General features: G+C 69.9%; 11 protein-coding genes. 9 read left to right on the forward strand and 2 right to left on the reverse strand.

Features of this window, described 5'->3' with window-relative positions:
• Positions 1 to 2: 2 nt before the first annotated feature.
• A complete protein-coding gene (locus tag CM1CMNOD_RS07760) occupies positions 3 to 503 on the reverse strand; it encodes a transcriptional regulator (protein WP_043605434.1) in 501 nt (166 codons plus the stop codon).
• Between the two features lie 462 nt (positions 504 to 965).
• Here CM1CMNOD_RS07760 and CM1CMNOD_RS07765 point away from each other — a divergent pair, with 462 nt between their 5' ends.
• The 8 genes from CM1CMNOD_RS07765 to CM1CMNOD_RS23920 all read left to right on the forward strand — a co-directional run bounded on the left by CM1CMNOD_RS07765 (position 966) and on the right by CM1CMNOD_RS23920 (position 8,058).
• Positions 966 to 1,802 (forward strand): helix-turn-helix transcriptional regulator, encoded by an 837-nt coding sequence (locus tag CM1CMNOD_RS07765; RefSeq protein ID WP_013873119.1) that lies wholly within the window; start codon positions 966 to 968, stop codon positions 1,800 to 1,802.
• Positions 1,799 to 3,223 carry a Fe-S cluster assembly protein SufB gene (gene sufB / locus CM1CMNOD_RS07770; protein WP_013873120.1) on the forward strand — a complete coding sequence of 475 codons (1,425 nt, stop codon included), beginning with the start codon at positions 1,799 to 1,801 and terminating at the stop codon, positions 3,221 to 3,223. The genes CM1CMNOD_RS07765 and sufB overlap by 4 nt, the downstream gene beginning before the upstream one ends.
• Positions 3,223 to 4,500, forward strand: a complete 1,278-nt coding sequence (gene sufD, locus CM1CMNOD_RS07775) for a Fe-S cluster assembly protein SufD (RefSeq protein ID WP_013873121.1) — start codon at positions 3,223 to 3,225, stop codon at positions 4,498 to 4,500. The genes sufB and sufD overlap by 1 nt, the downstream gene beginning before the upstream one ends.
• Positions 4,500 to 4,817, forward strand: a complete 318-nt coding sequence (locus CM1CMNOD_RS07780; protein ID WP_013873122.1) for a non-heme iron oxygenase ferredoxin subunit — start codon at positions 4,500 to 4,502, stop codon at positions 4,815 to 4,817. The genes sufD and CM1CMNOD_RS07780 overlap by 1 nt, the downstream gene beginning before the upstream one ends.
• A gap of 118 nt (positions 4,818 to 4,935) precedes the next feature.
• Positions 4,936 to 5,715 carry a Fe-S cluster assembly ATPase SufC gene (gene sufC, locus CM1CMNOD_RS07785; RefSeq protein ID WP_013873123.1) on the forward strand — a complete coding sequence of 260 codons (780 nt, stop codon included), beginning with the start codon at positions 4,936 to 4,938 and terminating at the stop codon, positions 5,713 to 5,715.
• 2 nt (positions 5,716 to 5,717) lie between these two features.
• The gene (locus tag CM1CMNOD_RS07790) at positions 5,718 to 7,070 is read left to right on the forward strand and encodes a cysteine desulfurase (RefSeq protein WP_013873124.1); all 1,353 of its coding nucleotides are present in this window, start codon (positions 5,718 to 5,720) and stop codon (positions 7,068 to 7,070) included.
• On the forward strand, positions 7,067 to 7,528 hold the full coding sequence (gene sufU / locus CM1CMNOD_RS07795; protein ID WP_013873125.1) for a Fe-S cluster assembly sulfur transfer protein SufU: 462 nt from the start codon (positions 7,067 to 7,069) through the stop codon (positions 7,526 to 7,528). The genes CM1CMNOD_RS07790 and sufU overlap by 4 nt, the downstream gene beginning before the upstream one ends.
• On the forward strand, positions 7,525 to 8,058 hold the full coding sequence (locus CM1CMNOD_RS23920) for a metal-sulfur cluster assembly factor (protein ID WP_013873126.1): 534 nt from the start codon (positions 7,525 to 7,527) through the stop codon (positions 8,056 to 8,058). The genes sufU and CM1CMNOD_RS23920 overlap by 4 nt, the downstream gene beginning before the upstream one ends.
• 120 nt (positions 8,059 to 8,178) lie before the next feature.
• Here the strand turns inward: CM1CMNOD_RS23920 and CM1CMNOD_RS07805 are convergent, their stop codons facing one another.
• Positions 8,179 to 8,895 (reverse strand): Uma2 family endonuclease, encoded by a 717-nt coding sequence (locus CM1CMNOD_RS07805; RefSeq protein WP_013873127.1) that lies wholly within the window; start codon positions 8,893 to 8,895, stop codon positions 8,179 to 8,181.
• Between the two features lie 255 nt (positions 8,896 to 9,150).
• Here CM1CMNOD_RS07805 and CM1CMNOD_RS07810 point away from each other — a divergent pair, with 255 nt between their 5' ends.
• Positions 9,151 to 10,107, forward strand: a complete 957-nt coding sequence (locus CM1CMNOD_RS07810) for a zinc-binding dehydrogenase (RefSeq protein WP_013873128.1) — start codon at positions 9,151 to 9,153, stop codon at positions 10,105 to 10,107.
• Positions 10,108 to 10,133 lie beyond the last annotated feature (26 nt).

Below are 10,133 nucleotides of genomic sequence, written 5' to 3' on the forward strand. Positions count from 1 at the left end.
GGTCAGGAACGGGGCTGGCCGCGCCGCCCGCGCGGCAGGGCGGGTCGCTGCCCGGATCCCGGCTCGACGAGCGTGCCCCACGCGCGCAGCCGCTCGTAGAGCAGCGGCGGCGTCGTGCTGTAGAGCCGCGCCAGCGAGAGCAGGTCCGTGCGACGCAGGCGCAGCACGTCCCGGGAGCTCTCCGAACGCAGCACCTGCACGATCGCGATCCAGCGCCGCAGCGGGCCGGTCCGGGTCGGTGGCAGCTTGCGCAGCCGCTGCAGGTCGATGGCCAGCGGCGGCAGGCCGGCCAGTTCGGAGCGGTCCGTCTGGGACGGGATGAGCACAACCGCGGTCACGTCGTAGAGCTCGGCCAGCTCCATCAGGCGGTGTACCCGCAGGGAGCGGCGTCCCCGCTCATAGGCGCCCAGGGTGCCGGCGGTCCAGCGCCCGTTCGTACGCTCCTGGACGTCGACGAGGGACATGCCGCGCCGGTGGCGGGCGGCTCGCAGCCGGCGTCCCAGCTCCGCCGCGTAGTCGTCGCGCTGCGGGCTCGTGCCGGTCTTACCGCTACCGGCCTTACCGGTGCCGGCGGCGTCCGGGGCGGATCCGGAGATGCCGGCCAGGTCAGCGTCGGGCTTGCGAGCGCTGTGGTCGGCCTCGGTCACGGTCTCCGTCCGGGTCGCGTCGAGCCGGAGACGCATGCCGTCCCCGGCCACAGCCTGTCAGGAGTTGGTCTGTGAGATGGTCGATTCGCGCGATGACAGCCCGATGCGGGTGGTCTCCGTGTGGTATCGCCGCGGGCCGGCATGCCGCTGCCCGGAGCCGCCGACGGGTGTGGCGGATCAGACGCTCGCCCCAAGCGGACGCTCTTCGCCCAGCTCAGATGCCACGATGGTCGGGTACCTCGACAGATCACGTCGTACCGGTGGGCCGAGGGGTTAGACCCTCGGCGGGAAATAAGGCACAGTGGTGTTGTGAAAAGCATGCCCGACACCTCCAACGGTACGGCGGCCGATGGCCGGACCCGTGACCGTGTCGCGCGCCTGCTCCTGGAGCTCGGCCCCTCGACCGCGGTCACCCTTTCCGCACACCTCGGCCTGTCACCGGCGGCGATCCGCCGCCATCTGGACGCGATGCTCGCGGAAGGCACGATCACCACCCGGTCGGCTCGTAACCCGGGTCCGCGTGGCCGTGGCCGTCCGGCTCGGGTCTACCAGCTCACCGCCGCCGGCCACGCGGCCGGCCCGACCGCGTACGAGGATCTGGCCACCAGCGCGCTGAGTTTTCTCGCGGACGTCGCCGGCCAGGCGGTCGTCGCGGAGTTCGCCGAGGCGCGCGCCGCCGAGTTGGAGCGGCGGGTGCGGGCCGCGGTCGCCCAGGCCGATCCGGCCGACCGGCCGGCGGCGCTGGCGGCGGCGATGTCCGCCGCCGGCTACACCGCGAGCGCCTCGCAGCTGCCGACGGGCGTCCAGATCTGCCAGCACCACTGCCCCGTCCAGCATGTCGCCGAGCAGTTTCCCGAGCTCTGCGGCGCGGAGACCGCCGCGTTGTCGCGGCTGCTGGACTCCCACGTCCAGCGGCTCGCCACCATCGCCCATGGTGACGGGGTGTGCACGACGCATGTGCCGCTGGAGGCCCGGGAGTCCCAGCGGCCCGAGGACGACCACGATCGTGCCGCCCCGGCCTCCAGCGGGCCTACCGCCTCGGCCGGGTCCGCCACGTCGGCCGGGCCGGCCGTGTCCGCCGCGCCGCGGTCGGCCCCACCTGTTTCCACCCCCACCGCCACTTCTCTGACCTCCTCGGAGGGTCCTGTCATATGACCACAACTCCTGAGACCGAGATCGACAGTCGGCTCGAAGGACTGGGTTCCTACAAGTTCGGCTGGTCCGACACGGACGCGTACGCGGCGACCGCCGAGCGCGGGCTGTCCGAAGCGGTCGTCCTGGGCATCTCGGCCAAGAAGAGCGAACCGGAGTGGATGACCCAGCTCCGGCTCAAGGGTCTGAAGCTGTTCGGCCGCAAGCCCATGCCCACCTGGGGCGCGGACCTGTCCGGGATCGATTTCGACAACATCAAGTATTTTGTCCGTTCGACCGAGAAGCAGGCGGAGAGCTGGGACGACCTGCCGGCGGACATCCGCAACACCTACGACAAGCTCGGCATCCCCGAAGCCGAGAAGCAGCGTCTGGTCTCCGGCGTGGCGGCCCAGTACGAGAGCGAGGTCGTCTACCACAAGATTCGTGAGGATCTTGAGGAGCAGGGCGTCATCTTCCTCGACACCGACACCGGCCTGCGGGAGCACCCGGAGATATTCCAGGAGTACTTCGGCTCGGTCATCCCGGTCGGGGACAACAAGTTCGCCGCGCTGAACACCGCGGTGTGGTCCGGCGGTTCCTTCATCTACGTCCCGCCGGGTGTGCACGTGGAGATCCCGCTACAGGCGTACTTCCGCATCAACACCGAGAACATGGGCCAGTTCGAGCGGACCCTGATCATCGTGGACGAGGGTGCCTACGTCCACTACGTCGAGGGCTGCACCGCGCCGATCTACTCCTCGGACTCGCTGCACTCCGCGGTCGTGGAAATCGTCGTGAAGAAGAACGCCCGCTGCCGGTACACGACCATCCAGAACTGGTCGAACAACGTCTACAACCTGGTGACCAAGCGGGCCGCCTGCCAGGCCGGCGGCACCATGGAGTGGATCGACGGCAACATCGGTTCCAAGGTGACGATGAAGTACCCGGCGGTGTGGCTGCTCGGCGAGCAGGCCAAGGGCGAGGTGCTCTCGATCGCCTTCGCCGGCGCCGGCCAGCACCAGGACGCCGGCGCGAAGATGGTGCACGCGGCGCCGCGGACGTCGTCCACGATCGTGTCCAAGTCGGTGGCCCGCGGCGGCGGCCGCACCTCCTACCGCGGTCTGGTGCAGATCCAGGAGGGCGCGCACAACTCGCGGGCGACGGTGAAGTGCGACGCCCTGCTGGTCGACACGGTCAGCCGGTCGGACACCTACCCCTACGTCGACGTCCGGGAGGACGACGCCTCCATCGGGCACGAAGCCACCGTGTCCAAGGTCGGGGAGGACCAGCTCTTCTACCTGATGAGCCGCGGGCTGTCCGAGGACGAGGCGATGGCGATGGTGGTGCGCGGGTTCGTCGAGCCGATCGCCCGCGAGCTGCCGATGGAGTACGCCCTCGAGCTCAACCGACTGATCGAGCTGCAGATGGAAGGCGCGGTCGGCTGATGGTGACAGCTCCTGTCCACAACGGTTCTCCGGGTTCTCCGGGTTCTCCGAGTTCTCCGGACGGGTCGTCGGCCGCCACCGCGACCGTGCCGGTGCCGGCGGCGGGGTCGTCGACCGGCCTGCCGTTCGGCTCCCGGCCAGGGGTGGCCGCGGGCGCGCCGGACCGGCGGCCCGACAGCCGGCCGCAGCCGGTGCACTCCCGTGACCCACAGGCCCATCCCGTCCCGACCGGGCGTGAGGAGGAGTGGCGGTTCACCCCGCTGCGCCGCCTGCGCGGCCTGCTCGCCGGCCCGGAGGCGACCGACGCCGCCCTTGAGGTGAGCGTGCAGGCCCCGCCGCCGGTCACGGTAGAGCACGTCGGCCTTGACGACGCGCGTGTCGGGCGGGTGCTCACCCCGGTCGACCGGGTGTCGGCGTTCGCGATGACCCGGGCCGAGCGCGCCGTCGTGATCACTGTTCCCGCCGAGTCCGCGCCGGCCGAACCGGTGATCGTACGGCTGCACGGCGGCGGCGGGGTCGCCTACGGGCATCTGGTCGTCGAGGTCGGCGCGTTCGCGTCCGCCACGGTGGTGCTCGACCACACCGGGGCGGCCACGTTCGCCGGCAACGTCGAACTGTCGGTTGGTGACAGCGCGTCGCTGACGCTGGTGTCGTTGCAGGACTGGGACGCCGGCGCGGTACACGTGGCCGCGCACGCGGCCGCGGTCGGCCGGGACGCGCGGTTCCGCTCGTTCACCGTCACCCTTGGCGGTGATCTGGTGCGTCTGTCGCCCACGGTCACCTATGCCGGGCCCGGTGGGGACGCCGAGCTCTACGGGCTGTTCTTCACCGACGCCGGCCAGCACCAGGAGCACCGTCTGCTCGTCGACCACGGTCCGCGGTCGTGCCGCAGCCGGGTGGCCTACAAGGGCGCTCTGCAGGGCGACGGCGCGCACGCGGTGTGGATCGGTGATGTCGTGATCGGGGCGGACGCCGTGGGTACCGACACCTACGAGCTCAACCGCAACCTCGTCCTCACCGACGGCGCCCGGGCGGACTCGGTGCCGAACCTGGAGATCTCCACCGGGGAGGTCACCGGCGCCGGCCATGCCAGCGCGACCGGGCGGTTCGACGACGAGGCGCTGTTCTATCTGATGGCGCGGGGCATTCCGGCGGACGAGGCGCGGCGTCTGGTCGTCCGGGGCTTCTTCGCCGAGATCGTCGACCGGATCGAGATCGATTCGCTGCGGGAGCGGATCGCCGCGGCGGTCGAGGCTGAACTTGGCGGGGTCGTGTAGTGGGCGGTTTCCAGCGGGCGTGTGCCCTGTCCGACCTGAGCGAGGACATCCCGCTCGGGGTGGAGGTCGACGGGGAGCCGGTGTGCCTGGCGCTGGCGGGCGGGCAGGTCTACGCCGTCCGCGACGAGTGCTCGCACTCCGACGTCATGCTCTCCCAGGGCGAGATCGAGGACGCGAAGATCGAGTGCTGGCTGCACGGCTCGCAGTTCGACCTCAGCACAGGTGAGCCCCTTGGGCTGCCGGCGACCGAGCCGGTGCCCGTCTATCCCGTGAAGATCGACGGTGACGACGTTCTTGTGGACGTCGGGGAGTCATAGCGCACGGCGCGCAGCGCACGCCAGGGCACAGGCGCGGGTCCCGTGGGGCGGGTCCCGCGGCACGGGATCACGGTGCGCGGCGCGCGTCACAGATAGCGGTTGAGGAGACTGAACTAACGTGTCGACCCTTGAGATCCGTAACCTCCACGTCTCGGTGGAGACCGACTCCGCCGAGGGGAGGGAGATCCTGCGCGGCGTGGATCTGACGATCCGTCGCGGCGAGACCCATGCGATCATGGGGCCGAACGGCTCCGGCAAGTCGACGCTGGCGTATTCCATCGCAGGCCATCCCAAGTACACGATCACCGAGGGAACGGTGACGCTGGACGGCGTCGACGTCCTCGCGCAGAGCGTCGACGAGCGGGCCCGCGCCGGGATCTTCCTGGCCATGCAGTACCCCGTCGAGGTGCCCGGTGTGTCGGTGTCGAACTTCCTGCGCTCGTCGGTGACGGCCGTGCGCGGTGAGGCGCCCAAGCTGCGGACCTGGGTCAAGGAGGTCCGCGAGTCCATGGCGACGCTGGAGATGGACCCGGCGTTCGCCGAGCGCAGCGTCAACGAGGGCTTCTCCGGCGGTGAGAAGAAGCGCCACGAGATCCTGCAGATGGCCCTGCTCAAGCCGAAGATCGCGATTCTGGACGAGACCGACTCCGGCCTCGACGTGGACGCGCTGCGGATCGTCTCCGCCGGCATCGAGTCCGTCCGGTCGGCGGGGCAGACCGGCATCCTGCTGATCACCCACTACACCCGCATCCTGCGGTACGTGAAGCCGGAGTTCGTCCACGTGATGGCCGGCGGCCGCATCGTCGACTCCGGCGGCCCGGAGCTCGCGGCGGTCCTGGAGGACAGCGGCTACGACCGGTACGTGAAGACGACCGAGCCGGCCGGGACGGCGGCGTGACGATGACCGATACGGAGACCGACCCGAGGACCGGCGGCAGGCCTTCGCCCCTCCTCGCCGGGGTGGGCGGGCCGAGGTCCGGGTACGACGTCGAGCGGGTCCGCAAGGACTTCCCGATCCTGGCGCGGCGGGTGCACGACGACCGGCCGCTGGTCTACCTCGACAGCGCGGCGAGCTCGCAGAAGCCCACCCGCGTCCTCGACGCCGAGCGGGACTACTACGAGCTGCACAACGCCAACGTCCACCGCGGCATCCACACGCTTGCCGAGGAGGCCACCGCGCTGTACGAGAACGCCCGGGACAAGCTCGCGGCGTTCATTGGCGCCCCCCGGCGTGACGAGATCGTCTTCGCCAAGAACTCCTCCGAGGCGCTGAACCTCGTCGCCTACGCGATGAGCAACGCGGCGACGTCGGGCCCGGAGGCGGAGCGGTTCCGGCTCGGGCCCGGCGACGAGGTAGCCATCACCGAGATGGAGCACCACTCCAACCTGGTGCCGTGGCAGATGCTGTGCCGGCGGACCGGGGCGACGCTGCGCTGGATCGGCATCACCGACGACGGCCGCCTCGACCTTTCCAACCTCGACCAGGTGATCAACGAGCGGACGAAGCTGGTCTCGTTCGTGCACCAGTCGAACATTCTCGGCACGGTCAACCCGGTCGCGACGCTGGTCGCCCGGGCCCGCGAGGTCGGCGCGCTCGTCGTCCTCGACGGCTCCCAGTCCGTGCCGCACATGCCGGTCGACGTGGTCGCCCTCGACGTGGACTTCCTCGCCTTCACCGGCCACAAGATGTGCGGGCCGACCGGTATCGGCGTGCTGTGGGGTCGCGGCGAACTGCTGGCGGCCATGCCGCCGTTCCTCGGCGGCGGCGAGATGATCGAGCTCGTGACGATGGAGTCGTCGACCTACGCCGACCCGCCGCACCGGTTCGAGGCCGGCACGCCGATGATCGCCCAGGCGGTTGGTCTCGGCGCCGCCGTCGACTACCTGACCGATCTCGGCATGGACGCCATCGCCGCGCACGAGCACGACGTCACCGCCTACGCCCTCGAACAGCTGACCGCCGTACCCGGGCTGCGGATCATCGGGCCAACGGACGCGGTCGACCGGGGTGGGGCCGTCTCGTTCGTCCTGACCGGCTCCGACGGCCGGGCGCTGCATCCGCACGACGTCGGCCAGCTGCTCGACGAACTCGGCATCGCCGTCCGTGTGGGACAGCACTGTGCCCGCCCGGTCTGCCTGCGCTTCGGCGTTCCGGCCACGACCCGGGCGTCCTTCCACCTGTACTCGACCCGAAGTGAGGTCGGCGCGCTGGTGGAAGGTCTGGGGCACGTCGGGAGGTTCTTCGGAACGTGAAACTGGACTCCATGTACCAGGAGATCATCCTGGACCACTACCGCAACCCGCATCACCGCGGGCTGCGCGAACCGTTCGACGCCGAGGTTCACCACGTCAACCCGACCTGCGGCGACGAGGTGACCCTACGGGTCAGGGTCGCCGACGGTGTGGTGACGGACGTCTCCTACGAGAGCGAGGGCTGTTCGATCAGCCAGGCGTCCGCGAGCGTCATGACCGACCTTGTGATCGGCAGGTCCGTGGCCGACGCGCTCGGACTGGAACGGGAGTTCCTGGCGCTGATGCAGTCCCGCGGCACCATGGAGCCGGACGAGGACGTGCTGGAGGACGCGGTCGCCTTCGCGGGCGTGTCAAAGTATCCGGCCAGGGTCAAGTGCGCCCTGCTGTCATGGATGGCCTGGAAGGACGCGACCGCGCAGGCCGTGGGCGGCATCCCGGAACAGGAGACGGACCGATGAGCGAAACCACCACGCTGGCTGGCCAGGAGACGACCGGTAGCGACCCGGCGGCGGCGCGAGCCACGGCCACCGCTGCCGGCGACCCGGCCGCCACCGGCGCGGCGGCTCCCGGCGAGGCAGCCGCTGCCGACGGGACGGCCGCCGGTGGCGGGCAGGGCGCTGGCGGCGGGACGGCCGCCGGAGGGGTGGCCGCCGGTGCTGCCGTCGACAAGGCCGCTCTCGACGACGTCGAGGAGGCCATGCGCGACGTCGTGGACCCCGAGCTCGGCATCAACGTCGTCGACTTGGGCCTGGTCTACGGGATCAACATCCACGACGACAACACCGTGACCCTGGACATGACGCTGACGTCGGCGGCGTGCCCGCTGACGGACGTGATCGAGGACCAGACCCGCTCCGCCCTGACCGACGGGCCGGACGCGCTGGTCAATGACGTGACCATCAACTGGGTCTGGATGCCGCCGTGGGGCCCCGACAAGATCACCGATGACGGCCGCGAGCAGTTGCGCGCCCTCGGCTTCAACGTCTGACCCACGGCTCCGGCCATGCCGGGCGATGAATACGATGCCCTCACGGAATACGGTGCCCTCAGACGGAACCGCCGGAAGTGTCTGCTTCACTACCGGCGGTTCCGTTTTTCCGCTTTTCCGTCAGGCCGGCAGGGCTGCGGGGGAGAAGCTGACCGGAAACGGTCTCTCCACCTTGCATGTCGCCGAGCCCTCGACCCGCGTGACCCGCTCGTACCGGCCTGCTGTCAGCTCAAAGACGGAGATCTCCGGGATATCGGGATCGATAATCCAGTATGACGGGATGCCGGATCTCTCGTACTCGTCGAACTTTTCCTTCCGGTCGTACCCGCGTCCATATCGGGACAGGACCTCGACCACGAGAACCGGGATTTTGGCCTGGGCGTGCGGCATGACGACGATATCGGGTTGAAGGACACGCCCACGCGGCAGAGCGACGTCGAAAGGGGCGGGAAGCGTCCGCGCGGTACCGGTCTGGGCGCCGACGAGAATGGCCAGCAGGTGCGCCACCACGAGCTGGTGAGTGAAGCCGGGGGACGGGCTCACCGCGATCGTCCCGTCAAGTAGCTCGTATCGCCTGCCGTCCTCGGGCGTCTGGCGCAGGTCGTCCGCGGTGAAGCCGTCCGGGTGACGGGAGCGGAAGAAGGTAATCCCGTCGCGGGTCTCGACCGCGCCGATGCCGAACGGCCAGCGCCGCAGGTCGGCATCGGTGAGTGGTTCGTGAGGAAGGCCGACGAACCGGGACCGTGCCCATGCCTCCTCGTCCGGGGGAGCTCCGTTTCCGGAGAGTTCGGCCGGTGGGGACGTCGACGGATCATCTTTCACCATCACCCTGGTCATGCTGCTACTCCTCCGGACGTCGGGACAGCGTATTTGCTGTAAAGCATAAGCTGGAAAGTAGCCGCCTTGCTGCGGTAAGTAGTCAATTTAGCTGGCTAATCGATGGCATCTAATCGATGGCATCTGTAGGTCGAGGTCGTCGGGCCTGTGTTCCAGGGCGCGGAAACGGCGCTTGACCTGAACCAAGGGTGAGGTTGTGGGCTTGGCTGCGGGGGATGTGTGCTCCGGGAACGTGAGCTGATCGGGAGGAGTCCTGTGCGCGCGGTGTGGTTGAAGGGGTTCGGCGGGCCGGAGGTGCTGGTCGCGGGCGACGCCCCGGACCCGGTGGCCGGGCCCGGGCAGGCGCTGATCGAGGTGGCGTTCGCCAACATCACCTTCGTGGACACCCAGTTCCGGGCCAACGGCGCCGGACCGTACCCGGCGAAGCTGCCGATGATCCTGGGTAACGGCGTGGGTGGTGTGGTCACGGCGGTCGGCGCGGACGTCGACAAGGCCCTGGTCGGCAGGCGGGTGGTCAGCGCTACCGGCGGTTCCGGTGGCTATGCCGAGCGCGCGGTGGTAGATGCCGGCGGCCTCGTCGAGGTCCCCGACAGCCTCGGTCTTGACAGCGCGGTGGCGCTGATGGCCGATGGATGCACGGCGGTGATGCTGATCCGCATGGCCGGCCTACGTGGCGGGGAACGGGTTCTGGTCGAGGCGGCGGCTGGCGGCGTCGGCACGTTGCTCGTTCAGCTCGCGCGGGCGGCCGGCGCCCGAGTCGTCGCGGCAGCCGGCGGGAGACGCAAGGTCGAACTGGCCCGCGAGCTGGGCGCCGAGGCGACGGTCGACTACCGGGAGCCCGGGTGGGACAAACGTGTCCGGGAGGCCGTCGGCGGGGTGGACGTCGTCTTCGACGGAGTCGGCGGCACCATCGGCCGATCAGCGTTCGACCTGCTCGACCGCGGCGGCCAAATGGTCGTTTTCGGTCTCGCGAGCGGCGCATGGACGGACATCCCCGACGAGACCGCCGCGGATCGCGCGGTGACGCTGATACGGCCGCGGCCGACGCCGGAGGAGCTACGCGAGTTCGTCGAAACCGCACTGGCGGAGGCGGCGGCCGGCCGCCTGCGCCCAGTGATCGGCCAACGCTTCCCCCTGGAACGAGCAGCCGACGCACACACAGCCGTCCAGTCCCGAGCCACCATCGGCAAGACCCTCCTGGAAGTGCGGTGACACACCCCTCGTTTTCAAGATCTGCT

It is taken from the genome of Protofrankia symbiont of Coriaria myrtifolia, from assembly GCF_900634755.1.
Classification (GTDB): Bacteria; Actinomycetota; Actinomycetes; order Frankiales; family Frankiaceae; genus Protofrankia; species Protofrankia coriariae.